This window comes from Campylobacter sp. W0066.2, from assembly GCF_024723515.1.
GTDB lineage: Bacteria > Campylobacterota > Campylobacteria > Campylobacterales > Campylobacteraceae > Campylobacter_D.
The window spans coordinates 69,421-94,197 of record NZ_JANQCV010000007.1; the positions used below are offsets into that span (position 1 = coordinate 69,421).

At 28.1% G+C, this 24,777-nt stretch carries 28 protein-coding genes and 4 pseudogenes; 5 read left to right on the top strand and 27 right to left on the bottom strand.

The window, feature by feature from the left end; all coding sequences use genetic code 11:
- The first annotated feature begins 45 nt into the window (after positions 1-45).
- Positions 46-687, top strand: a complete 642-nt coding sequence (locus CAMP18498_RS04400; protein WP_257396648.1) for a MarC family protein — start codon at positions 46-48, stop codon at positions 685-687.
- On the opposite strand, the gene CAMP18498_RS04405 is transcribed toward CAMP18498_RS04400, so the two are convergent.
- From CAMP18498_RS04405 to fliW, 7 genes are all read right to left on the bottom strand, one after another.
- On the bottom strand, positions 679-801 hold the full coding sequence (locus tag CAMP18498_RS04405; RefSeq protein ID WP_337197756.1) for a hypothetical protein: 123 nt from the start codon (positions 799-801) through the stop codon (positions 679-681). The two genes, CAMP18498_RS04400 and CAMP18498_RS04405, sit on opposite strands and share 9 nt — an antisense overlap.
- A 98-nt stretch (positions 802-899) precedes the next feature.
- Positions 900-1,094 carry a hypothetical protein gene (locus CAMP18498_RS04410; RefSeq protein WP_337197757.1) on the bottom strand — a complete coding sequence of 65 codons (195 nt, stop codon included), beginning with the start codon at positions 1,092-1,094 and terminating at the stop codon, positions 900-902.
- Positions 1,091-1,435 (bottom strand): hypothetical protein, encoded by a 345-nt coding sequence (locus CAMP18498_RS04415; RefSeq protein WP_337197758.1) that lies wholly within the window; start codon positions 1,433-1,435, stop codon positions 1,091-1,093. Before CAMP18498_RS04415 ends, CAMP18498_RS04410 begins: the two co-directional genes overlap by 4 nt.
- 41 nt (positions 1,436-1,476) lie before the next feature.
- A complete protein-coding gene (locus tag CAMP18498_RS04420) occupies positions 1,477-1,818 on the bottom strand; it encodes a type II secretion system protein (protein ID WP_337197759.1) in 342 nt (113 codons plus the stop codon).
- Complete coding sequence (locus tag CAMP18498_RS04425) at positions 1,802-2,098, bottom strand: hypothetical protein (protein ID WP_337197760.1); 297 nt, start codon at positions 2,096-2,098, stop codon at positions 1,802-1,804. The genes CAMP18498_RS04420 and CAMP18498_RS04425 overlap by 17 nt, the downstream gene beginning before the upstream one ends.
- Positions 2,095-2,823 (bottom strand): pyrroline-5-carboxylate reductase, encoded by a 729-nt coding sequence (locus tag CAMP18498_RS04430; protein ID WP_337197761.1) that lies wholly within the window; start codon positions 2,821-2,823, stop codon positions 2,095-2,097. The genes CAMP18498_RS04425 and CAMP18498_RS04430 overlap by 4 nt, the downstream gene beginning before the upstream one ends.
- Positions 2,823-3,218, bottom strand: a complete 396-nt coding sequence (gene fliW, locus CAMP18498_RS04435; RefSeq protein WP_337197762.1) for a flagellar assembly protein FliW — start codon at positions 3,216-3,218, stop codon at positions 2,823-2,825. Before fliW ends, CAMP18498_RS04430 begins: the two co-directional genes overlap by 1 nt.
- Before the next feature lie 175 nt (positions 3,219-3,393).
- Here fliW and CAMP18498_RS04440 point away from each other — a divergent pair, with 175 nt between their 5' ends.
- Complete coding sequence (locus tag CAMP18498_RS04440) at positions 3,394-4,050, top strand: outer membrane protein assembly factor BamD (protein ID WP_337197763.1); 657 nt, start codon at positions 3,394-3,396, stop codon at positions 4,048-4,050.
- Complete coding sequence (gene lon, locus CAMP18498_RS04445) at positions 4,050-6,428, top strand: endopeptidase La (RefSeq protein WP_337197764.1); 2,379 nt, start codon at positions 4,050-4,052, stop codon at positions 6,426-6,428. The genes CAMP18498_RS04440 and lon overlap by 1 nt, the downstream gene beginning before the upstream one ends.
- Positions 6,429-6,442: 14 nt before the next feature.
- Here lon and CAMP18498_RS04450 read toward each other — a convergent pair whose 3' ends face one another.
- From CAMP18498_RS04450 to CAMP18498_RS04515, 13 genes and pseudogenes are all read right to left on the bottom strand, one after another.
- Complete coding sequence (locus CAMP18498_RS04450) at positions 6,443-6,601, bottom strand: hypothetical protein (protein WP_337197765.1); 159 nt, start codon at positions 6,599-6,601, stop codon at positions 6,443-6,445.
- Positions 6,602-6,679: 78 nt separating this feature from the next.
- Positions 6,680-7,095 (bottom strand): annotated as a pseudogene (locus tag CAMP18498_RS04455) (methyl-accepting chemotaxis protein); the annotation flags it as partial.
- A 547-nt stretch (positions 7,096-7,642) separates the two neighbouring features.
- Positions 7,643-7,816 (bottom strand): hypothetical protein, encoded by a 174-nt coding sequence (locus CAMP18498_RS04465; protein WP_337197767.1) that lies wholly within the window; start codon positions 7,814-7,816, stop codon positions 7,643-7,645.
- Positions 7,817-7,826: 10 nt separating this feature from the next.
- Positions 7,827-8,309: pseudogene (locus tag CAMP18498_RS04470) on the bottom strand (histidine kinase).
- 80 nt (positions 8,310-8,389) lie between these two features.
- A pseudogene (locus CAMP18498_RS04475) lies at positions 8,390-8,853 on the bottom strand (PAS domain-containing protein).
- A gap of 56 nt (positions 8,854-8,909) precedes the next feature.
- Positions 8,910-10,121 carry a threonine ammonia-lyase gene (gene ilvA / locus CAMP18498_RS04480; RefSeq protein ID WP_337197768.1) on the bottom strand — a complete coding sequence of 404 codons (1,212 nt, stop codon included), beginning with the start codon at positions 10,119-10,121 and terminating at the stop codon, positions 8,910-8,912.
- A gap of 2 nt (positions 10,122-10,123) precedes the next feature.
- Positions 10,124-10,483 carry a CoA-binding protein gene (locus tag CAMP18498_RS04485; protein WP_052243414.1) on the bottom strand — a complete coding sequence of 120 codons (360 nt, stop codon included), beginning with the start codon at positions 10,481-10,483 and terminating at the stop codon, positions 10,124-10,126.
- 68 nt (positions 10,484-10,551) lie between these two features.
- Positions 10,552-11,724: an MFS transporter gene (locus CAMP18498_RS04490; protein ID WP_337197769.1), complete on the bottom strand. Its 1,173-nt coding sequence runs from the start codon at positions 11,722-11,724 to the stop codon at positions 10,552-10,554.
- Positions 11,725-11,734: 10 nt separating this feature from the next.
- Complete coding sequence (locus CAMP18498_RS04495; protein WP_337197786.1) at positions 11,735-12,157, bottom strand: MarR family winged helix-turn-helix transcriptional regulator; 423 nt, start codon at positions 12,155-12,157, stop codon at positions 11,735-11,737.
- A gap of 54 nt (positions 12,158-12,211) precedes the next feature.
- Positions 12,212-13,252, bottom strand: coding sequence for a tRNA (uridine(54)-C5)-methyltransferase TrmA (gene trmA, locus CAMP18498_RS04500; protein ID WP_337197770.1), 1,041 nt, complete (start codon positions 13,250-13,252; stop codon positions 12,212-12,214).
- Positions 13,253-14,965: a Na+/H+ antiporter NhaC family protein gene (locus CAMP18498_RS04505; RefSeq protein WP_337197771.1), complete on the bottom strand. Its 1,713-nt coding sequence runs from the start codon at positions 14,963-14,965 to the stop codon at positions 13,253-13,255.
- A gap of 16 nt (positions 14,966-14,981) precedes the next feature.
- The gene (locus CAMP18498_RS04510; RefSeq protein WP_337197772.1) at positions 14,982-15,728 is read right to left on the bottom strand and encodes an SDR family NAD(P)-dependent oxidoreductase; all 747 of its coding nucleotides are present in this window, start codon (positions 15,726-15,728) and stop codon (positions 14,982-14,984) included.
- The gene (locus CAMP18498_RS04515; protein WP_337197773.1) at positions 15,725-16,972 is read right to left on the bottom strand and encodes an ankyrin repeat domain-containing protein; all 1,248 of its coding nucleotides are present in this window, start codon (positions 16,970-16,972) and stop codon (positions 15,725-15,727) included. The genes CAMP18498_RS04510 and CAMP18498_RS04515 overlap by 4 nt, the downstream gene beginning before the upstream one ends.
- Before the next feature lie 110 nt (positions 16,973-17,082).
- Between CAMP18498_RS04515 and CAMP18498_RS04520 the strand changes: the two genes are divergently transcribed.
- Together CAMP18498_RS04520 and CAMP18498_RS04525 are read left to right on the top strand one after the other, a co-directional pair.
- Positions 17,083-17,535: a methylated-DNA--[protein]-cysteine S-methyltransferase gene (locus CAMP18498_RS04520; protein ID WP_337197774.1), complete on the top strand. Its 453-nt coding sequence runs from the start codon at positions 17,083-17,085 to the stop codon at positions 17,533-17,535.
- 1 nt (position 17,536) lies between these two features.
- Complete coding sequence (locus tag CAMP18498_RS04525) at positions 17,537-18,415, top strand: EamA family transporter (RefSeq protein ID WP_337197775.1); 879 nt, start codon at positions 17,537-17,539, stop codon at positions 18,413-18,415.
- Here the strand turns inward: CAMP18498_RS04525 and truA are convergent.
- The 7 genes and pseudogenes from truA to glmU form a co-directional block, all read right to left on the bottom strand.
- Positions 18,369-19,103, bottom strand: a complete 735-nt coding sequence (truA, locus tag CAMP18498_RS04530; protein WP_337197776.1) for a tRNA pseudouridine(38-40) synthase TruA — start codon at positions 19,101-19,103, stop codon at positions 18,369-18,371. The two genes, CAMP18498_RS04525 and truA, sit on opposite strands and share 47 nt — an antisense overlap.
- On the bottom strand, positions 19,103-20,128 hold the full coding sequence (locus tag CAMP18498_RS04535; protein ID WP_337197777.1) for an LptF/LptG family permease: 1,026 nt from the start codon (positions 20,126-20,128) through the stop codon (positions 19,103-19,105). Before CAMP18498_RS04535 ends, truA begins: the two co-directional genes overlap by 1 nt.
- Positions 20,125-20,844, bottom strand: a pseudogene (locus tag CAMP18498_RS04540) (prepilin peptidase); the annotation flags it as partial. The pseudogene CAMP18498_RS04540 and the gene CAMP18498_RS04535, both read right to left, overlap by 4 nt.
- A gap of 27 nt (positions 20,845-20,871) precedes the next feature.
- Positions 20,872-21,540 (bottom strand): polyprenyl diphosphate synthase, encoded by a 669-nt coding sequence (uppS, locus tag CAMP18498_RS04545; RefSeq protein ID WP_337197778.1) that lies wholly within the window; start codon positions 21,538-21,540, stop codon positions 20,872-20,874.
- 1 nt (position 21,541) lies between these two features.
- The gene (locus CAMP18498_RS04550; protein WP_337197779.1) at positions 21,542-22,162 is read right to left on the bottom strand and encodes a hypothetical protein; all 621 of its coding nucleotides are present in this window, start codon (positions 22,160-22,162) and stop codon (positions 21,542-21,544) included.
- Complete coding sequence (coaBC, locus tag CAMP18498_RS04555; protein ID WP_337197780.1) at positions 22,159-23,322, bottom strand: bifunctional phosphopantothenoylcysteine decarboxylase/phosphopantothenate--cysteine ligase CoaBC; 1,164 nt, start codon at positions 23,320-23,322, stop codon at positions 22,159-22,161. The genes CAMP18498_RS04550 and coaBC overlap by 4 nt, the downstream gene beginning before the upstream one ends.
- Positions 23,319-24,611: a bifunctional UDP-N-acetylglucosamine diphosphorylase/glucosamine-1-phosphate N-acetyltransferase GlmU gene (gene glmU, locus CAMP18498_RS04560; RefSeq protein ID WP_337197781.1), complete on the bottom strand. Its 1,293-nt coding sequence runs from the start codon at positions 24,609-24,611 to the stop codon at positions 23,319-23,321. The genes coaBC and glmU overlap by 4 nt, the downstream gene beginning before the upstream one ends.
- Positions 24,612-24,777 lie beyond the last annotated feature (166 nt).

Below are 24,777 nucleotides of genomic sequence, written 5' to 3' on the forward strand. Positions count from 1 at the left end.
AATCAATCCCAAGCTTAAAAGCTTGGGAAAATAAAAGGTTGTCTTATGTTTTCAGATATAGAATCTGAAATTTATGCTATTTTACTTGCTTCTGTTGCTATTATAGCAGTCTTAAATCCTTTTGGAAATCTTCCACAATTTATCGCAATGACTGAAGGTCTAGATGCTGATACGAGAAAAAAACTTTTTAGAAATATCATTTATACTGCATTTTGTATTGTTTTAGTTTTTTTACTTTCTGGACCGTTTATTATGAAATATTTATTTAAAATAGATATTAATGATTTACGAGTTGCGGGTGGTTTAATTTTAATCATTATGAGTACTAAAAACTTACTTTTTACTCCATCAAGTTCTCAATTTCAACATTATCAAGGATTAAGTCATAAAGAATTATTGAAAAAAAGTATAGTTCCAATGGCATTTCCTATGCTAGTAGGACCTGGAACACTTTCAACGATAGTGGTTATTTCAGAAGATCAAAATTTAGCTATAGCTATAGCTTCTGTACTACTTACCTTTGCTTTTATTTTTGCTTTATTTCACTTTTCAGCTACCATTGAAAAAGTCATAGGAAAGCTTGTACTTTATGTTTTTTCACGTATTGCTTTAGTTTTTATTATGGCTATGGGGGTAAAAATGATAGCTATTGGAGTTCAAACTTACATTCAATCTAATTTAGGATAAACAAAAAAAACTTTTTTGTAAAAACACTTCTTCATTTACCGCTTTATTGCCATTTAGTAACACACTAATATTTACAGCTATAATGCTTTTTGCATTAGCATCATTTGCTATCAATTTATATCCTTTACACTCACCTAAAGGATAAGCATAATCAATTCGTATTTTTATATTATTATATTCAAAATTATATTCATTTAAACATTCTTTACCCTCTAAATAGGCTTGATATAAAAAATATTTAGAAAGCTCTCTTTTGCATCATAAAGCAAAATCTTTCCTTGAGTATAAAGAGTTAAATCTTTCATAATTCTTGGAGAATATGAAGAAATTTTTATTATAAATACCATAACAAAAGAGATAAATAAAATAAAAGATATTGTATAAACCATAGCAAACGATTTTTTCATAAAAACATCCACTTAAATAAACATTCATTTTGACTTTTATCGCATATTAAAACTTTTAGCGCCTTATCATCTTGCTTGAAAATAAGCTTTGAAATATTTTGAGCTAGTAAAAAAGATCGTTTGTTATGATTTAAATCATCTATTTGCATATAAATATTTTCATTTTCTAAATATACCCTAACATAAGCATATAAAATAGTATAAAATCCACTAAATTTCTCATTATTAAAATGGACTTTCTCTCTATCATTCACTAATGCTTTATAAATTTTTGAATTTTTTATATCATAAAAATACATATAATCATTAGCATATATTTTTAACTTTTTTTCACTATGCATATCTTTATAATTACTTAAAAATCCTTTAGAACTTCCATTTTCTATAAAATGTAAATTGCTTTTTGGACTAAAAAACTTTCATTGTTTTCTAAAATAATGCCACTAAAATTTAATTTTTTTAACGATATATCATAAAAAATATCATCATTTGCACTCATATAGCATTCAAAAGAACTACTTGTCAATGTCACATTTAAACAAGAATGATAAATTTTTTCCATACCAAGCAAAGTTTGGTTTAAATTTAAAAATACCATGTTGGAATTTTTAAATTTGTAACTATGATTATAAAGATGTATGGCCGGATTGCTTAAGATAACAATTAATACACCCAAGATAACAAGGCTTAGTGCAAGCTCTAATAAACTAAAAGCTTTTTTCATCTATAAAAGCTTCTTTGTAGGATAAATCTTTTATTTTTAAAGATTTAAGTTTAAACTCATCATTAGTGTATTCTAAAAAGTTATAAGTATTTATATTTACTTCTTTTGCTTTATATGAAGGATTTTGCATAAATAATTCTTTTTCTTCATTAAAAAGGATTTGATTTTGCCATATAACATTTAAAGATTTATTTGCAAATATAAGATAATAAGATCCAAAAACAAAAGATAAAATTACAATACAAAAAGCAAGCTCTAGGAGACTAAAAGCTTGCTTCATTTATTTAAACTTGCATTAAAAGCTTCAAAAAAAGCACCGCGTAAAGCTCTTTTTTCTAAAGCCTCAACCCCTCTTATAGTAACCCCTGCTGGAGAACAAATTTTTTCTTTAATAATAGCAGGATGTGTATAATTAAATAAAGTACTAAAGCTTTCAAAACTTGCACGAGTAAGCTCATAGCTAAGCTCATTTTTTAAACCATTTTTCACACCTGCATTTGCTAAACTTTCTGCCACCAAAGCCAAAAACGCAGGAGCGCACCCACTTAAAACCATAGCCACATCAAATTCTTTTTCATTTTGCAAACTTATGGCTTTACCAAAAGTATTTAACAAAGATAAAATTTCATCTTTATATAAATCATTTTCCATCAAATACGCAGTCGCTGAGGCTTTAAATTCAGCTGCTATATTTGGCATAATTTTTATATAATTTTGTGCATCAATACAATGAAGTTGCTCAAAAGTAGTATTTGCTAAAACTGAAATAAGCCATCTTGCCTTGCCTTTTAATTTAACAGCTACTTCTTCTAAAGCATAAGGTTTAAATGCTAAAATAACATTTTTATCTTCTAAATTAAATTCTTTATAAGATAAAACTTCTAAATTTAAGCTACTAGCTTTTTTTAAATCCCTAGCAACAATAACTACTTTATAAGTATCTTTCAAACCTTTAGCTATAGCACTTGCCATAGCACCATTTCCTAAAATATAAATTTCAGACATTATTTTGTTTGTTTAATAAAAGCTGAAATCTTTTCAGATTGAAAATAATTAGGATATTTGCTTGTATCTAAAATCACTTGTACTAAAGAATTATTATCATAATTCATCACAACAGGTGCTAAAAAATTAACCGTAGATTCTTCTAACGGCTCATTAATAGCCACTATAACAAATACACCAAAATTAGTTTGTTCATTTAAAACTAATAATTCTTGATAATAATCAGGTACTTCAAAATCATAATCAGGACGGATCATATAAGGATCAATCATCACAAAAGAAAAATCTTTACCATCAAGGCTTTTAAGTCTATAAAAAACCTCATCTATTTTATAAAAGTTCATATTTTTGGTATCTTCAAACCCCAAAATAGGACATTTAACTTCTAAGTTCATTTTGCCTCCTAAAATCTATTGACTAAGAAATTACAACTCATAAAGCAATTTTAGTTCCAACTTTTTCAATTGCGCTAATTAAAACTTTTTGATTATAATTTTAATTTAAAAATTAACATTTTCATAAACATAAAAACACTATAATTGTAAATTATTAAATTTATAAGGTAACACCATGAAAAAACTTTTTATTTTTTCGCTTATTATCGCAGGTTTATTTTTAGGAGCATGTAGCTCAAAAAAAGCCGAAGATTTATATAATCTAAGCTCTATGGAATGGTATCAACAAATTATAAAAGATTTACAAGAAAAAAATCTCGAAACAGCTGATAAACACTATACCTCAATGGCGGCTGAGCATATTGCTGATCCATTATTAGAACAAACTTTACTTATATTAGCTCAAGCTCATATAAGCGAAGAAGAATATGAAATGGCAAATTTTTATCTTGATGAATATTTAAATAAATTTGGTGATTCAAAAAATGTAGCTTATATAAGATATTTAAAAATCAAAGCCAAATTTGACTCTTTTGCTGTACCAAATCGCAACCAAGCACTAATGCTAAAAACAATAGAAGAAATCAATGAATATAATCAAAACTACCCTAATGTGCAATATAATGATTTAATTGATACCATGCTTACTAAATTTAATCTTGCAGTTTTTTACCTTGATACAAGCATAGCAGAGTTGTATAAGAAAAAAAATAGAGAGCAAAGCTATGAAATTTATAAGCAAAAAATAGAAAATTCCGATTTTAATAAAATCGATATGATTAAACCAGAACTTCCATGGTATAGAAAAATATTTGAAGAAGGTATAATGTAATGAAATTAGAAAATACTCAAAACTATCCGACAAAACTTCCTGTTCTTGTAGAAGATGAGCTTTTTTTATACCCTTTTATGATAACACCGATTTTTTTAAATGATATGCAAAATATCAAAGCCTTAGATACTGCTTTACAAAATGAGAGCATGATTTTTGTAGCACCATCAAAAATTGAAGGTGGGCGTGGCTTTGATGATATTTATGATTGCGGGGTAATAGGGACTATAATGAGAAAGGTTCCGTTGCCTGATGGTAGAATTAAAATTTTATTTCAAGGCTATGCTAAAGCTAAGATTATTGAGAGAATTTCAGATGATCCCTTACTTGCTCTAGTTGATTTAATCCACCAAGAACCATTATGCAACACAAAAAAAGAAGCAATTATCGAAGTAGTAAGAGAAAAAGCCAAAGCTTTATCGACTGTGAGTCATTATTTTCCACCTGATCTTTTAAGAACCATAGAAGAAGATGTTGAGCCTAGTAGAATTTGTGATTTAATACTAAATTCTATCAAAATCAAAAAACAACAAGCATATGAATTTTTCATCGAAACTAATTTAGAAACCAAGCTTTTAAATTTAATTGATTATTTAGCTAAAGAAATTGAAGCAAATAAAATTCAAAAAGAAATCAAAAACAAAGTTCATTCTAAAATAGATAAAGTCAATAAAGAATATTTTTTAAAAGAACAACTCAAGCAAATTCAAAGAGAGCTTGGGAGTGATATACAAAAAGAAAGTGAAGTAGAAGAATATAATAAAAAATTAGAAAAGAAAAAAGCTTTTATGTACGAAGAAGCTTACAAAGAAATCAAAAAACAAATTCAAAAATATGAAAGAATTCATCAAGATAACTCAGAAGCCTCTATGGTACAAACTTATATAGAAACAGTTTTAGATATACCTTTTGAGCACTCTTCAAAGAAAAAGCTTAATTTAAAAGATGTGTCTTTACAGCTTAACAGTGATCATTATGCATTAGAAAAACCAAAAGAACGTATTGAAGAATACTTTGCAGTTAAAGAGCTTTTAGAAAAACGTAAAATTAAAGATAGAGATGGTGCTAAAGTCATCTTGTGTTTAGTTGGGCCTCCAGGTGTTGGTAAAACTTCTTTAGCAAATTCAGTCGCAAAAGCATTAAAAAGAGAATTAGTGCGCATAGCTTTAGGTGGTTTAGAAGATGTTAATGAATTAAGAGGACATAGAAGAACCTATATAGGAGCTATGCCAGGACGCATTATACAAGGACTTATAGAGGCAAAACAAAGTAATCCTGTGGTTGTACTTGATGAAATTGACAAACTAAGTCGTAATCACAGAGGAGATCCAAGTGCAGTTTTACTTGAAATCTTAGATCCTGAGCAAAATACTAAATTTAGAGATTATTATCTAAATTTCAACATCGATCTAAGTAAAATCATTTTCATAGCCACCGCAAATGATGCTAGTTTAATCCCACCTGCTTTAAAAGATAGAATGGAATTTATAGAACTTAGTTCCTACACCCCTCAAGAGAAATTCCAAATAGCCAAAAACTATCTCATACCAGATGAGATAAAAAAACATGGATTAAAAAAAGAAGAAATAAGTTTTAGTGATGATGTTATAGAATTAATAGTAAATGAATATACTAGAGAATCAGGTGTAAGAAATTTAAGAAGAAAAGTTGCAGAAGTTTGCAGAAAGTGTGTTAAAAAACTTCTTTTAGAGGAAAATACTAAACACATTCAAATCAATACTGAAAATTTAAAAGATTTTTTAAGTAAGAAAGTCTTTGAGATAGAAAAACATGAAAAAGAAAACAAAATCGGTCAAGTAAATGGACTTGCGTGGACTGCAGTGGGTGGAGATGTTTTAAAAATAGAAGCTATTAAAATCAAAGGTAAAGGCGAGTTAACTCTTACAGGAAGTTTGGGTGATGTGATGAAAGAATCAGCAAAAATTGCTCAAAGTCTTATTAAAAATTTAATTGATGAAGAACAAATCAAAACGCCAAAAAATCTTTTTTATAAAAAAGATGAAAGCATTTATAATCAATACAATCTTCATATTCATGTTCCAGATGGTGCAACACCAAAAGATGGGCCAAGTGCAGGTATAACAATCACCACAACTATTGCCTCTATTTTTAGTGACAAAAAAGTAAGATCTGATGTTGCAATGACAGGAGAGATTGACTTAATGGGCAATGTTTTACCAATAGGTGGTTTAAAAGAAAAATTAATTGCTGCTTATAAAGCTGATATTAAAACAGCTATTATTCCACATAAAAACTACGAAAGAGATTTAAAAGATATCCCAGAGGAAGTAGTAAAAAATATGAAAATAATTGGGGTAAAAACTTTAAATGAAGTATTAAAAATAGCTCTTGTGTAAAAACTAGAAGCTTATTAAGCTTCTAGTTTATCCATAATTAATTTACTATCTTTTTCTAACTCTCTTATGTCACTAATAATTGAATCATAATCTTCTTTTGAAATATTTTCTTTTTTAGCTATTTCTATAGCTTTATTTGCAAAGTGTTGTATTTTTTCGCTCTTAGAATCCATTTCATTTTGAGAGATTAAAGGGCAGAAAATACTTTTTGCATCTTCATCTTTATATAGACTAGAGATTGGATCAAGATTTTATAGATTTTGCTGAGAACCATTAAGAGTTAGATAAACATCTGATTTATATAAAATATGATCTATTTTCATAGCCAATAAAGTCAAATCAGAAGCAAAATTAACAAATTCTTTTCCTAAATGAGAGCTTTTATCCTCTAATTCTCTAAATGCTTCGCTAAAATCAGCGATTTTACTATTAGAAGAATTTGCAATATCAAATACCTTTTCACTATTTTCTTGTATTGAGTCAATTTCTTGATTCATTACTTGAATTGCCAAGGTAATCTCGCCAGTTGCTTTTTGTGTTTTTTCAGCAAGTTGTCTTACCTCATCTGCAACCACAGCAAAACTCCTTCCATGTTCACCCGCACGAGCAGCCTCAATAGCCGCATTTAGCGCAAGAAGATTATAGTTTGATCTGCTATATCTCTAATAACTTCTACAATTGCATTAATACTCTGAGCATTAGATGCAAAAGTATCAACAGCTTTTTTACTCTCATCGGCCACTTGCATCATAGAAGAAATCGAATCTTGCAAATTGCCCACTTCTAAACCATTCTTTTGAGCAGTATCTGATATTATTTTAATATCACCAAAAACTTCCCTCATCAACTTAATAATACCATTTAAAGCAGAAGATAAGTCATTTAAATTTTTATTTTGACTATTTAAACTCAAATCCATCAATTCTCTTGATAAAGCATTTTTAAAAACAGATTTTCCTGTTTTTTCTATATCATCTAAAGCTTTATTGATAAAGTTAATATTATGAATAAAAATTCCTTTTAAACCTTCAGGAATAGCTCTTCTAAAATACTCACCCTTTTGAGAACAAGCAATAGAGGTATTAATTTCTCTCAAATAAGCTTCTAAGCCATCTATAGTATTATTAAGATTATCTGCAATTTCTTTAAGTTTTTTATTGCTACATTTAATATATACAATTCTTGAATTAAAATTACCATTTTTTAATTCTCTGCTAAGATCTAAGATTTATCACTAAATTGATCTTCTTTTTTAAAACAACAAAAGCAAAAGCAAATAATAATAACAAAGCCAAAGAAAACCCAAAAGAAATAAAATCCATAAAATATATAGAATTTGCACAAGATAAAATACCCAGACCAATACCAACTAATACTATATTTTTCATCAACATCCTTTTATTTTTGAATTTGCATTATTAATTCATTGTAGCTCATCCCATAAGATTTTACTACAGCATTTAGTTCTTCAAGTCCTGCTTTTATACCGCCTTCCTTTTCTTTTCTTATAAGAACTTTATAAATTTCTTCTATTGTTTTAACAGCCTCTGCTTTAGGCTTTCTTCGAATAATAATTTAAAATATTTTTATTAGAATCACAAGAAGCTGTTATGTTTGCAAAAACCCAATAATCATTAAATTTTGTTTTATTTTTTACAAAAGCAAAAACCTCTCTTTTCATTTGAATATTATCCCATAAATATTTAAAAACAGTTCTTGGCATATCAGGATGACGCATAATACTATGAGGTTTATATAAAATTTCATCAATTTTATAATCAGAGTATTTTAAAAATCCTCATTGGCATAGATAATTTCACCTTTTAAATTGGTTTTTGATGTTATTAAAACATCTGAAGTTAGAACTTTTTCCAAAGACATAGATAAATTCCTTAAATTTAAATTAATCAGACTGATTATACCTTTTTTTGTAAAAACATTTTTTAAATATTTTTATAAAATTATTTTTGAAGCTCTAAAATTAACTGGTTATAACTCATACCATAAGAATTAACTATCTTTATAAATTCATCCACTCCAGCTTTTATACCTCCAGTTTTTTCAGCTTCTAATAAAACCTTATAAACTTGCTCTATAACTGGTATAGCCTCTCTTTTAGGTTTTCTTCTTACTGAATAATAATTTATAATCAAATGAAGCTGTAACATTAGTAAAAACCCAATAATAATCATTTTGTTTGGTTTTATTTTTTACAAAGGCAAAAATTTCTTTTCCATCTTGTATATAATTCCACAAACATTTAAAAACCGTTTTTGGCATGTCAAGATGACGCACAATATTATATTGGTTTATACAAAATCTCATTCATTTTATAACCAGCATATTTTAAAAAATCATCATTAGCATAAATGATATCTCCTTTTAAATCTGTTTTAGAAGTTATTAGTGTATCTGGTTCTAAAATTTTTTCTTGCGACTTTTTTCCTTATTATTTATTTACAAAATATTATATTTTATTTATTATAAAATTTCATTAAAATTAAAACCTTTATCATAAAGTATTTTTCTAACTAATTCTTGATGCTCCTTTCCTTTGGTTTCTAAAGTAATCGAAATCATCGCATCGCCGTATTCAAGCTTAGTTGAAAATCTATCGTAATCAATTTTAACTATATTAGCTTGAGCTTCTTTAATAGCATCGCTTAAAGCACTCAAAGCACCTGGCTTATCAATCAAAGTAACATTAATAAGCATTTTTCTAAATGCTTTAAACAAACCTTTTTCTATAATAATATTTAACATTTGCACATCAATATTTCCACCACTTAAAATCACACCGATTTTTTTATGGTTTTTCAAATCTATTTTTTTATGCAAAAGTGCGGCAACTGCTGATGCTCCTGCTCCTTCAACTGTAATTTTATGCTTTTCAAGTAAATACAATACTGCATTAGCTATTTCTTCATCATCAACTTGAATAAAATCATCAACACATTCAAGAATAATATCAAAATTAATTTTATTCACATCACGCACTGCTATACCATCAGCTATGGTTCTAACAGCTTTTGAATTAATCATTTTTTTACTTTTAAAACTCTCATACATCGCAGGAGCTCCCTTAGCACTCACTCCGATAACTTTTATAGCAGGATTAATTTGCTTAGCAGCACTTGCCACTCCACTAATCAAACCTCCTCCACCAACTGGAGCCAAAATCATATCTAAATCACTTATTTCATCAAGCATTTCAAGCATTAAAGTACCCTGCCCTGCTATAATACTTTCATTCTCAAAAGGATGAATAAAATTTAAATGATGTTCTTTAGCATAATTTAGTGCATAAGCATAAGCCTCATCAAAATTATCTCCTTTTAAAATCACTTTTGCACCTAAATTTTTAGTCGCACTTACTTTTAATAAAGGCGTAGCTTCAGGCATAACAATCACAGCTTCTATGCCAAATTTTTTAGCACTAATTGCTACTCCTTGCGCATGATTCCCTGCACTTGCAGCTATTACACCTGCTTGTTTTTGTTCTTTAGTTAAATTAGCTATTGTATTATAAGCTCCTCTAATTTTATAAGCACCCGTTTTTTGCAAATTTTCACATTTTAAAAAAACATCAGTTTCTAAAAACTCACTCAAAAAAGAAGAGTACACAAAAGGGGTTTTTAATACAAAATCTGCGATTTTTTGTTTTGCTTGATAAATTTTATTTAATTCAACCATGATTATCCTTTTTGTAGTTCTATTTTAATACAACGATCTTGAACGCAATTTATACCATATTTTTTACATTTTTGCATTATCTCTTCATTGATAATGCCAAGTTGCATCCAAAAATTTTTAATCTTTTTACTCAAAAGGTCCTCAAAAATTTCATTTGCAAAACTTGCTTTTCTAAACATCACAACCGTATCAACTTCAAAAGGGATTTCTTTTAAATTTCTATAAACTCTTTCATTTAAAATAAAATCTTCTTTAGGATAGATGGGATAAATTTTATAACCTAAATCTTGTAAATATTTACTTACAAAATGGGAAGGTTTATCTTGGTTAGGACTAAGTCCTATGATAGCTATATTTTTCATAGTACTTAGTATTTTATAACTATCACACAATGCTTTTTCCTTTTTAAAACATTGTATCTAAAATCAAATTAATAAGAAGCTTTTTTTACAACCAATAAACAATACAAAATCAAAGCCATTGCAACTAATAAAGCACAAAAAGCATAAACATTAGCAAAACCTATACTTGGCTCTATAATCCCTAGCAAATAAGGACTCACTCCTATACCAAAATCTAAGGCTATAAAAAATGTAGAATTGGCCAAACCCATTTTTTCTTTAGGTGCAAGTTTTATAGCTAAAGCTTGAGCGCTTGAAGTAGCATTAGCATAACCTAGCGCGCAAAAAACTCCAGCTAAAATAATCATATAAAAATTTAATGCAAAAGCAAGCAAAAGCAAACATACTATAAAACTCAAAAAGGAAAAAATCATCACAATGTTAGCACCATATTTATCAAACACTTTACCAGCAAGTGGTCTAAAAATCATAGAAAATCCAGCATATACCACAAAAAACATAGATCCAGCAAAAGCTAAATTTAAACTTTGGGTATAAGTACTCATATAAGCCACAATAGCACCAAAAGGACATGCAAGTAAAAAGGTTACTAAGGCTAAATTTAAAACTGATTTTTCAAAATAATTATAAATACTAAATTTTCTTTTTATATGATGATGTTTTTTAAATCTTCTTACTTTTAAAAAAATAGATAAGATTAATGCAAAGACAATACTCAAACAAGCTATTAAAAAACTAAGCCAAAATTGATTGATAGAGTCAAGTTTTATAGCCAAAAAAGGACCTAAAGCTGAAGTTAAAACAACGCTTGTAGCATAATATCCTATACCAACTCCTCTTTTATTGCTAGGTATTATCCTAGCAATAGCTGCCCCACACGCACAAGAACAAATTCCATAACAAACCCCTGCTAAAAAGCGTATCAAAATCAAAAAATATACATTATAAAATTTCAAATATAGCAAATTAATAAAAAGATAAAACAAAAGTGAAAACACTATAACCTTTTTTATATTAACATCATCAATTATAGAACCAAAATAAAGCCTAGAAAGCAAAGCGCCTATAACAAAAGCTCCCATAATAAGACCTGCAGTGCTAGTTTGAAGGTTTAAAACACCTAAAACATAATCAGTACTAGAAATAGTACTCATATAAAAAACAAGACAAATAGCAAAATTTATCCCAAAAATACAGAAAAAATTCACATTAAATAAATTATATTTTTTACTTAATCCCATAAAAAACCTTTTAAATTTTCTCATTGATATAATCAAGTAATTTTAAAAGTCTTTCTTGATCTTTTACATCTAAGATATCTAAAATTTTTCTTTCATATTTTCTTATACAAGCATTTGCGTCTAAAAAAATTTCTTTACCTTTAGCACTTAAAGTGATGATTTTTTCTCTTTTATCATCTGCTTTTAAAAACTCTATATATTCAAGTTTTGCTAATTTAGAGACAACTCTAGAAAGTATAGCTTTATCCATCTGATAAAACTCACATATTGGAGCTAAAGTACTATAACCATGCCGATTTAAATACACAAAAACCCTCCAATCGCTTGATTTTAATCCAAAGGGTTTTAAAATTTCATTGACTTTATAGAGTATTTTTCTATTTGTATAGGTAATTTTTTGAAATAAAATGAGAAATCCTTTATAAAAATTAATTGATTAAATCAACTATTTTCATAATAACAAAGCTTGTATAAATTCTAACTTATACTAAGCTTTTATTCTTAAATGCACCCCGCATTCAAGATGAGGAGTATTAGCAAATTGATCAAAAAAGGCCAAATTTAAAATTTCATGACTTTGACATAAGATTTCAAGATTTTCTTTTAAAGTGATAGGATTACACGAAATATAAATGATATTTTCATAATTTTTAATAAGTTCAATCACGCTTAGATCAAGCCCTGCTCTTGGAGGATCAACCAAGACATGAGATATTTTAAAGCTATCTAAATCTATACCTTTTAAACGGTTAAATTCTCTTTCTTTTTTCAAAGCTTGACTCAACTCTTCACTAGAAAGCCTTGTAAAAGTTATATTTTCAATAGAATTTAAAACGCAATTTTTTAAAGCAAATTCGATATTTTTTTTAGAAATTTCAGTTGCTAAAACTTTGTTAAAATTTCTTGCTAAAGCTATGGTAAAATTTCCATAACCACAATAAAGCTCTAATAAATCTTGTTTAAAATCACTCTCAACACAAGATACAACCCATTCAATCATTTTTTCATTGATATAAGTATTAGGCTGGATAAAACAATCATTATTAAACTCATATAAAAATTCATTTGTATTGATTTTTAAAGCTTGTCTTAAATTTTCACCATTAAATACAAGTTTTTTACCCCTACTTCTTGCTATGAGCTTGAGATTTAATTTTTCTGCTAATTTTTGTAAATCTTGTGTAATTAGCTCTATATTTTTATGGAAAAGTAAAGTTATACTTAAATCTAATTTTGTAGCTAAAAACTCTACTCCAAAAAGCTTATGTTTTAAATTTTCATTTAGATTATTTAATAAAATAGGCATATATTTTTGAATTTTTTCATCTGCTATATCAAATTTTTCAATAGGATTTTTTTTCTTATTTTCAAACATTGCATAAGAAATTTCCCCATTTTCATGATGATATATAGAAAACTCTGCCCTAGTTCTATAGGCTTTTAAAGGTGATTTAAAGCACTGAATTTCTTTATCATATAAAGAAGAAAACAATGCTTTATTTAAAGCAATTTTTTCTTCAAAATGCATTTACGCATCTACCTTTTTGCCAACCACAAAAAGTAAAGCTATCATAGCTAAGATTCCAAAAACAAGTCCTAGCCATACATTAAGTCCTAGTGCCACTGGCAAATAACCACAAAGTATACTAATAGCACAAACACTCAAAGCATAAGGCATTTGCGTACTAACATGAGCTAAAAGATCACACTTACTTCCCATAGATGAAAGTATAGTTGTATCAGAAATTGGCGAGCAATGATCTCCAAAAATAGCTCCTGTTAAAACCCCTGAAATATTAATAATCATATATTGGTGCAACTCTGCTCCGCTTAATTCATTATGAACACCAACGGCCATAGCTAAAGGAATAGCTAAAGGCATTAAAATACCCATAGTCCCATAACTAGTTCCTGTTGAAAAAGATATAATAGAAGCAAAAATAAAAATTGCTGTAGGAAGCAAGTAAATAGGTGTTTTATCTGAAAATAAATCAATTAAATATTTAGAAGTTCCTAAATCCTTAATCACAGAAGCTAACGACCATGCACAAAGTAAAATAATCACAGTCATAATCATAGTCCTCCAACCATGAGTCCAAACCGCAATAGCTTCTTTTAAAGTAAATATTTTTCTATACATTCCTAAAATAATAGCTACTATGGTAGCTAAAAGTGCTGCTTGAAATAATACAACAGAAGCATCGGCTGCGCCAAAAGTTTCTCTAAAAGCAAATAAACTAAGCGGTACTGCATCTATTTGTGCTTTAATACTTGCATCATCTAGAGCATTATAACCACTAAAATAAAAACCTATAAATGAAAATACAATCAAAACAGCTAAAGGTATAATAGCATTAGAAGCTTGTAATTTTACATGCTCTTTTGGCTCTAAAACCTTATCTTCTATATTATCAATTTGCTCATGACCATGAGAAAATTTACCCGCTCTAGCTCTAAGCTCAGCTTTTAACATAGGTCCAAATTCCCTACCTGTATAAATAGTCAAAACAACAAAAATCAACATAAAAAGATTATAAAATCTATAAGGTAAAGTTTGTACAAAGATTTCAAAAGCATTGATTTCTTCTTTTACTATACCTAAATGTGCAAAAGTTGCATTATCGATTAGATCATATCCGCTACGAATTAAAGAAATTTCAAGTCCTATCCAAGTAGAAATGATAGCAAGACCGGTAATTGGCGCTGCAGTTGCATCCATAATAAAGGCAAGTTTTTCACGGCTTACTCTAAATTTATCTGTCACTGGACGCATGATAGGACCTACGATTAATGAATTAGCATAATCATCAAAGAAAATAAAAATCCCCATACACCAAGTAGCAAATTGCGAGCTTTTTACTTGCTTAGCTTTAGTAGAAAGCCAAACAGCTACAGCCTTGGTACCTCCTGTTTTTGTAATAAGAGCTACAACCCCACCTATAGTTAAAACTTGTAGTAAAATCCCTGCATTACCAGGGCTTGCCATAGCATTTACCACTTTAGAAATAAACCCCGTAAAAGAAGCTATGATAGCATGATAAATGCTATTTTCAATAAGTCCCAACATAAAAGTACCACTTAATGCACCAATAAACAACGAAAGCACCACATCTTTAGTAATAAAAGCTAAAATAATAGCTATCACCGGTGGCAAAAGCGTCCAAACTCCAAAAAGTTCTGCATTTGCTTGTGCATCAGCAAATAACAATAAAGGAGCTAATAATAAATAAAAAATTTTCATATTTTTCCTTAAGTTTTTATATTTTCTCGCTAAAAGTTCCTGCCCATGTTTGAGTCACAGGCATAAGTTCGATTTCGTTAATATTAATATGCTCAGGCAAGCTAATAATAAAAGTAATAATTTTTGCTATATCTTCAGCTTTAATATATTTAGTATTTTCATAAACCTCATCAGCTTTTTTAATATCACCTTTAAATCTCACTTCACTAAATTCAGTCTTACAAAGTCCTGGAGCAATATTTGTTACCTTTATATTGCTTCCGCGCAAATCCGTTCTTAGGGCTTTAGAAAATTGTGCCACAAAAGCTTTCGTACCACAATAAACATTACCTCCATAATAAGGCACATTTGCCGCAATTGAGCCAAGATTAATTACATGAGCATTTTTTGCTTTTCTAAGTAAAGGTAAAGTAGCTCTTGCTATATACAAAAAACCTTTGATATTAGTGTCTACCATAGCTTCAATATCTTCAATATCCAAAGAATCAAACTCATTTAAACCCAAAGCAAGACCTGCATTATTAACAAGTAAAGAAATATTTTTTAAATCTTTAGGTAAATTTTCAATTGCTGTAAAAACTGCTTGTTTATCCCTGACATCAAGCACAATAGGATAAATTTTATCCCCATAAAGCTCTTGTAATTTTTCTAATCTTTCTTTGCGTCTTGCTATGGCTATAACCTTATAATCAAGCTCTATTAAGGCTTTTAAACTCTCTAATCCAAATCCTGAGCTTACCCCTGTGATTAAAGCAGTTTTCATGGTTGCGCCTCTTCATATAACATCAAATTTTCATTTTCTTTTAAACCAAGTTTTTTTAAAAATTTAATATTTTGTTCTTTTTTTGCAATAATGGCAAAATCAAGAGCATTAAATCCTAAATCATCTATTTCTTTATAATTAGCTTTGTAATCTATAAGCAACTTAAGCATTTTTACATCTGCATAATTTGCTCCGTGCATAAAAATATTTTTAGAAGTATGCTCAAGCGCACATAAGGTGATAAAATATGGCGTATTGCTTCCCATACTAGCAATAGAAAGCTTTTCATTATCATTAATGTATTTTTGATTTACATTTGCACCATTTTCAAGCAAAAGCTTGGCAACTTTATAGTTGTTATATTCAACAGCATAAAACAAAGGTGTTTTCCCAAAAGAATTTTTATAATCAACCACCGCTTCATTTTCAAGCAAAACCTTGACATTTTCTGCATTATCTAGTGCAAAAAATAAAGCAGATTCATAACCTTCATTTATTTTTACACCTAATTTTATAAATTCTCTTATAATCTCACTTTCTCTATTATTTAACAAGGCTGATTTAAAACCATTGTTTAATTCTAAATTGCTAATTTTTTTAGTATAAATATACTCTTTAATCTGCTCTAAAGAATTATTTTTATTAGCTACAAATTTTTCAAAATCTGAAATATCTTTAAAAATTTTAGTCTCGCCAACTGCCCAATTTAAAAATTCGTTCAAAGCATTACTAGCAAAATAAATAGCACTTGCTTTATCTAGGTTAAATTCGTTTTGAAAATACTTAGTTAAAGGATTAATCGCATTATTATATTCTTTCCAAAATTCCTTAAAAAGTTTAAAATTTCCTATGCTTTGATAAGCCCAAAATCTAAAATACGCTTTTAATTTTGCAAATTTTTCTTCAAGTATTATAGGGTCTTGTAAAGTCTTTTGATAGCCTTGTGGATCAAGTGCAATTTCTAATAATTTAAAATCAAATTTTCTCAAATCACTAAAATATTCCCCACCCATACAAGCACTATTGCTTCCTCTAATTTCATTAGCAAGCTCATATAATCTTTTTGTGATTTGATGGTTTTTTAAAGAAAAAGCACAATTTAAATCCACTTGAGCAAAATCTTGTGTATTTTTTGGCTCAAATTCTTTGAAAAAATCAGCCTTATTTTCCTTAACATACTCACAACTATAATCCAAAGCTAAAGCATTTAAACTTATAATCAAACCAAATAATAAAATCTTCAAATATTTTCCTTGAATATAAATTAAATCACTATTTTAACTAAATTTTTGCTTTAATAACAATTAATTAATTTAAAATTCATACAATGCTTGCTTTTAAAATAAGGAAAAATATGTATCAAAGTTTTTATAAAGCTAGTTTTGCTTATATTCTTTTACAAAGTGATAAAGATAAGCTTATTAATGTTGATTTTACTATACATGAGCCTGATTTTACCAAAGATAAGCACCTTGTTTTAGAACAAGCCTTAGAAGAACTAGACCTTTATTTTAACAAAAAGCTTTTTGCTTTTAACACTCCCCTAGCTCTTCAGGGAAGCGAATTTGAACAAAAGGTATATAAAGCTTTGGTAAAACTTCCTTATGGACAAACTAAAACTTATCAAGAAATTGCTTCTTTTATCAATCATCCAAAAGCTTTTAGAGCAGTAGGCAATGCAAATTCTAAAAATAAACTTGCAATTTTTATACCTTGCCATAGAGTGGTAGCTAAAAATCACTTAGGTGGATATAATGGTGGTTTATTTATCAAAGAAGCTTTACTTAAATTAGAAAGTGTGCTTTAAAATGCCAAGTTTATTACTAGCAAGTTTTATTTGGGCTTTTTCTTTTCCATTAATTGGGCATTTTATTACCTTGGAAATGGATAGTTTTTTTGCAGCATTTGCAAAAGTTTTTTTGTCTTTATTAGTATTTTTACCTTTTTTAAAATTTAAGCTAAATTTGCATTTAAAATTAAAACTCATAAGCATTGGAGCTTTGCAACTTGGCGTGATGAATTTATTTTATTATCATTCTTTTTTATATTTAAGTGTAAGCGAAGTGGCACTTTTTACTATCTTTACGCCTTTTTATGTTGTACTTTTTTATGGACTTTTTTCAAAAAATCTTAGATATTTATATTTCATAAGTATTTTTATATGTATTATGGGTGCTTTTGTAGTTAAATTTGATAATATTAACTCTAATTTTTTATATGGATTTTTACTTATTCAAGGGGCTAATTTAGTATTTGGAGCTGGACAAAGTTTTTATAAAATTTTATTAGAAAAAAATGCAAATTTAAGCCAAAAAGAAGCTTTTTCTTATTTTTATTTAGGTGCAACCAGCATAACCTTACCTGCTTTTTTATTTTTTGGAGATTATAATAACTTACCATCCAATTTAAGTTCTTGGATAGCCTTGATTTATCTTGGCACTATTGCTTCAGGACTTGGATATTTTTTATGGAATAAAGGCTCCACTGAAGTAGATAGCGGAGTTTTAGCCTTGATGAATAATGCCATTATACCTATAAGTATTTTTATCAACATGAGTATTTTTGGAGTAGATGTAGAGCTACTACCTTTTTGCATGGGGACTTTGATTATTCTTTTTTCATTTTTTATACATAAAAAAATCATGCATTATTATAATAAGAAATCTTACTCAAATACAAACCACTAGCAGGAGCTAAAAATCTACAATGAGCTTTTTTAGCATTAATTTGTTCTAAAAGCTCATTTTGGCTCATTTTTCCTTCTAATACTTTTAAAATACTTGCCATCATCATTCTAATTTGCGATCTTAAAAAACCATTTGCTTCAAAATAAAACACAGTGTAATTTTTATAAGCATAAACTCTAGTTTTATACATTTTTCTTATACTTGTTTTATTATCAGAGCCTTCTTTTTGAAAGAGTTTAAAATCATGCTCTCCTTCAAATAAAAAAGCAATTTCATTGGCTAATTTAATATTTATTTTTGGATAAAAATACACATAAGAGGCTAAAAAAGGATTATATTTTTCATGACTTATAATATAGCGATATGCTCTTTTTTGTACATCAAAACGCACTTGGAAATTTTCTTGCATTCTTTGAATATGCTTTATATGTATAAATGGGTGCGTAAAATGATTGATTTTATTTTTTAAATATACAAAATCTTTAAAATGTTCTCCCGCTTTGACACAAGCAACTGCATTAAATGCATGCACACCCTTATCAGTTCTTGAAGCAAATAAAGGCTTTTCATAAATACCCAAATGCGACAAGGCCTGCGCTAAGGTATCTTGAACACTAAGCTTATGTGGTTGGGTAGCAGAACCTTGAAATTTAGAACCATCATAAGAAAAAGTCAATTTTAAAAGCATTAATACTTACTTGCAATTTTTGCTTTAAAATAAAACAAAGAAGTAATTAAAAAGCTTGAAAAAATCACAGTAATAGCTACAAAAGGTGGATTATAAAAACTAATCAAAAGCGTAAAATAAGCAAAAATAATCACAAAAATTCCAAAATAAGCAAAACCTTTTTCATAACGATAAGTTACTATACCAAAAGAGAGTGCAAAAAGCACGCTAGCTAAAGGAAATAAAGCTATAAGAATATAAATAACAAATTCTTTTGCTTTTTCTTTATTGCTTGTTACATCAGACCAATACCCATAAAAACTTTGAGTATTTAATTCTTTAGAAGAAAGTTTGCTTTTAATTAATAAATTTTTAAAACTAGAAATATGCCAATCTTCTTCTTTAATTTCATAAGCCTTTCCTTCATCTAGTTTAAAAGTAATAACCCCATCATTTGTTTCTAACTTTCCTTCTTTAGCTAAAATCACTTGTTCTTTATCTTGTGGGTTTTTCTTTGGATGATACATTATAATATTTTTATAAGTTTCATCAGAATTTTTAGCATCGATAAAAACAAGCCATTCTCCATATCTTTGTCCAAATTCCCCTGTTTTTATACTTACTTTAGCGCTAATTTTTTTATAATCTACAAAATTATCAAAAAGTTCAAAAGATATAGGTATAAAAACCAAAACCACCACAAGCATAAAAGCACTTACTAAAGCTGCAATTTTTACAAAAAAACTTGCTATCATGCTTGGAGCTATACTCAATGCAAACAACACTGTGCTTTCATTCTCCCTAGAAAGTCTATAAAAGGCTAAAGTCAAAGCTATGAAAAAAGATATAGGTAAAGTAAAAATTAATATCTTTGGTAAAAGAAAAATATATAATTTGATTAATTCAAAAAAAGTAATTTCAATATAAGCAGTAATTTTAGCAAGTTGTATAAAAAAAATAATCGAAACAATAATAAATAAGGTGAAAAATAAAGATAACATTGTGCTTAAAAACTGATTAAGCAAATACTTATAAACTAGTTTCATAATATACTTTCTATACTTAGATTAATCAAAATTCCGCAAAATAAAAAAGGAATCATAGGCATTTGATAATCTTTTTTGGCTATTTTTATAAACATCAAAAGACTTAAAAAACTTGCAATAAATAAAATCAAAAAGCCTTTTTCATAGCCAAAAATTCCAAAAATCAAAGCTATTATTATAACATCACCTTCCCCTAAACTTTCTAAATTTTCATCTCTTTTTTTAAAATTTTTAATAAAATTAATCACGCTTTTTGGTATGAAAATTAACCCCGCTCCAAAACACACTCTAAATAAAAAGTTATCTTGAAAATCCTCTAAATTTAAGCCATTTTGCAAAAAATCAAAACAAAAAGCTAAAATAAATAAAATCCAAAGCCAAAGCTCACTCACTGCTTTTAGATAATAATCCATCCAAGAAAGCGCTAAAAATATAGCTAGCATACAAGCAAAAATTAAAATTTGAAAAACATCTTCAATTAAATAAAAAGCAAAGACAAACAAACACGCGCAAAGAAATTCATTAAAAGGATAAATCAAAGAAATTCTTTCCTTACAAAAAGCACATTTTCCTTTTAAAAATATAAAAGATAACAAAGGAAAAAGATGATAAAATTTCAAAGTTTTAAAACACTTAAGACTTTTTGATCTTGGACTTATTATGCTTTCTTTATTAATCGTTCTTAAAATCAAAACATTGACAAAAGAACCCACGCAAAGTCCTAATAATAATAAAAAGAAATATCATTTACCAAAGGTTCTTTTGCGTTTTTTAAACTCAGTAATGATATTTGCGATTTCTTTTTTAGTAAGTGCAGGAAATAAGGTTTGACTAAAATAAATTTCTGCATAACTTGACTGCCATAATAAAAAATTTGAAATTCTTTTAGCACTCCCTACCCTTAAAAACAAATCCACATCCTCGCTTAAGTCAAGATTTGCTTGTATATTTGCTTCATTAATTTCAAGATTTTTTTCAATCACCTTTTTAACCGCTCTAACTATTTCATCCTTGCCTCCATAGGAAATAGCTAAATTTACGCATAATCTTGTGTAATTTTTAGTTTGTTCTTGAAAATTTTGTATTTTTTTTAAGGTTAATTCATCTAAAAGACTTAAATTTCCTATAACTTTAAAACGCACTTCATTGGCTATAAATTTATTTAAAGATTCATCAAGATATTTATTTAATAGCTTAAAAAGAAACTCTACTTCTTCTTTTGGTCTTTGCCAATTTTCTGTACTAAAAGCATAAAGGGTTAGATTTTGAATTTTTTCATCTATACATACTTCTATGATTTTTTCAACAACTTTAGCACCTTGACTATAGCCAATTTTTTCTAAAAGTCCATTTTTTCTAGCCCATCTTCTATTGCCATCCATTACTACAGCAAGATGTTTTAACTCATTCATTCTATCCCTTTATATCCATCAATCTTTTAAAAACAAACATAGGATTAAGCGTATTAACTACTTCAAATTTAAAATACTCGTTTAAAAAATGTGCTACTTTGGCAAAAGGTGTTTGAATGCGCGTGATTTTACCATTATCAATTATAATTTTTAAAGCACCAAAAATTTCAAAATACAAATACACCTCTAAAATATTTCCATTTTTCTTAGCTTCAAACAAAGCCCTATTTCCCTCATAAACAAAAGGTATATGATAAATTCCTTCAAAAAATGCAAAAAACATTTCTTTATAAATTTCAAACTCATACGCACTTTTACTTTCCATAAGTCTTTGAATAATGAATTTTTTATACCAAGCTTTTTCATCACCTTCTTGCACAAGCTTTTCTATAAGTTCAGCCCCTTCTTCAAAAAGTCTAATTTTAGGCTTTTTCAAAAGATTTTTAAAAGAAATCACGCCTTTATTTTCATAAACTTCAGCTAAATACTCCTCCCCTACTTCAAGCTCTATCAAACTTTTTGTTTCAAGCTTTTTAGTATTTAAAAGCAATACATAGCGATTGTATGCACGTTTTTCTAAAATTTGCATTCTTACAGGTAAGGTTGAGTTGATGATATTCACCAAAGTTTCCTTAATTCTTGTGCTAAAATAAAACCAAGTTTTTCTTTGCTTTGTTTAAAACTTTGAGAAATACTATCTTTAGTGATAAAACAAATGCTATTTTCATCACTTCCAAAGTTCATTTGCTCATTTAAGACATTTAAACACACCATATCTAGATTTTTACTAACTAAAGATTTTTTAGCATTTTCTAGTGCATTTTGCTCATCAAATTCCATTTTAAAGCCTATTTTTTTACCTTTAAAATCTAAATTTTTTAAGATATCCTCATTAAGTTTTAATTTTAAATTAAGTCCGTTTAAATGTTCATTTTTCTTAATCTTACCCTTATAAGCCTCAAGAGTAAAATCACTCACAGCAGCAGCCATAATTAAAGCATCAAATTCTTTGTAGTTTTGCAATTTTTCTTTTAACTCTAAAGAAGATTCAAATTTTTCTAATTTATAAGGTGTTTTAAACTCTACTGAGCTAACTAACACTACTTTAGCACCTAAAAAATATAAAGCATCAGCAACTGCCTTTGCCATTTTTCCACTTGAAAAATTACTAATACATCTTACATCATCAATTTTTTCTTTAGTTCCACCACCGCTTATAACAAAACTTTTATCTTTAAAAAAATCTTCTTGCATTAAGCTTCTTTTTAAAGCATTTACAATGCTATCAAGCTCAGCCAAAGCCCCTAAACCCTCATCTTTACAAGCTAGAGTTTTAACTATAGGATCAATGATAATATAACCTTGCTCTTTTAAATTTTTTAAAGAATTTTGAGTGCTAAAATGTAAATACATGTTTGTATTTGCAGCAGGTGCGATTAAAAATGGCTTATTTTTATCCACTGCTATTAAAGTTTGAATGAATAAATTATCTGCTATACCATAGTTTAATTTATTGATAGAATTTATACTAGCAGGCGCAAAAAGCACACAATCGCAAGTCTTACTAAAGGCTATATGATTATTAGTATTTTGCCAACTTTCATTATCTTCGCATAAAATTTCATCCGCTAAGGCTTCAAAGCTAAGCTTAGTACCAAATTTTAAAACTCCCTGACTTAGCAAAACTTTAACCCTAAAACCTTCTTTTTTTAATAAAGAAATAAGCTCATAAGTTTTATAAAAGGCTATGCTTCCACTTACTGCTAGTAAGATTGTTTTCATTTTTTACCTAGTTTTTTATAATAAAAATCTTCTATGATTTGCACTTTTGCCCTATTGATATGTAAAGAACCTTTTTCTACATTCTTACACACAGTGCTTCCTGCTGCGATGATTACCTCATCTTTTATCTCAACCGGAGCGATAAATTGTGTATCTGAACCCACAAAAACATTTTTACCTATTTTGGTTTTATGTTTTTTAACCCCATCATAATTACAAGTGATAGTTCCACAACCTATGTTAGTTCCCTCATCTATTTCACAATCCCCTAAATAACTCAAATGCCCTGCTTTAACTCCATTTAACAAAGCATTTTTACATTCTACGAAATTTCCTATATGGGTATTTTTAAGCTGACATTTTGGACGCAAATGCGCTAAAGGTCCTACATCGCTATTTTCTACTATACTATCTTCAATCACACTTGAGCTTTTAATGATAGAATTAATGATTTTTGATTTTCCTTCTATACGCACATTTTCATACACTTCACACTCGCCTACAAACTCAACCTCATCTGAAATAAAAGTCGTCGCAGGCATGTGAAAAATCACCCCTTGCTTCATCCATTCTTTTTTAATCGCTTCTTGCATAAGATCTTGAGCTAGACAAAGCTCTACTTTATCATTTACCCCCATAAAATCTTGCTCATTTACAAACACCGCATCGATTTCATAACCCTTTTCTTTTGCTAAATAAACTGCATCGGTTAAATAATACTCTTTAGCTTTGTTATCATTTTTTATCAAAGGTAATACTTCTTTTAAAATTTGTGCTTTTATAGCATAAACACCACTATTGCAAATGTTTATAGCAAGTTCTTCTTTGCTTGCATCTTTTGTTTCTACTATTTTTTGAATTCTATTTTCTTTTAATACTATTCTTCCATAACTTTTTGGATCTTTTGCCTCAAAAACTGCCACATTAAAATCACTCTCATTTAAAGCTATTTTTTCTAAATCATCTGCTTTAACTAAAGGCATATCACCACATAAAATCAATACTTTTTCATGCTTACTCTCATAACCCCTTAAAGCCCCTGCAGTACCTGGAAAATTTTGCAAGTCTTGTTCTAAAAAACGTGTATTTGGAAAATGCTCTAAAACAACTTGTTCAACCTTTTCTTTTTGATGAGAAAGCACCACACATACATCATCACTAATTTTATATGCTTGTTTTAAAATATGTAAAATCATTGCTTTTGAGCAAATTTTTTGAAGTACTTTTGGATTTTGTGATTTCATACGCGTGCCAAGTCCAGCAGCCAAAATAAGCACAGAAATTTTCATAATTTACCTTTGTTTTAAAAATTATTGCTTATTTTAACAAGCTAAAGTAAAAATTATTATTTTTTATAAAATCATTTTTATTCTTTTAAGAGTAAAATTGCTAAAATAACGCTTTTAATTTTAACCAAGGAAATATTTTGAGGGTTTTACTAGCTTTATTTTTATC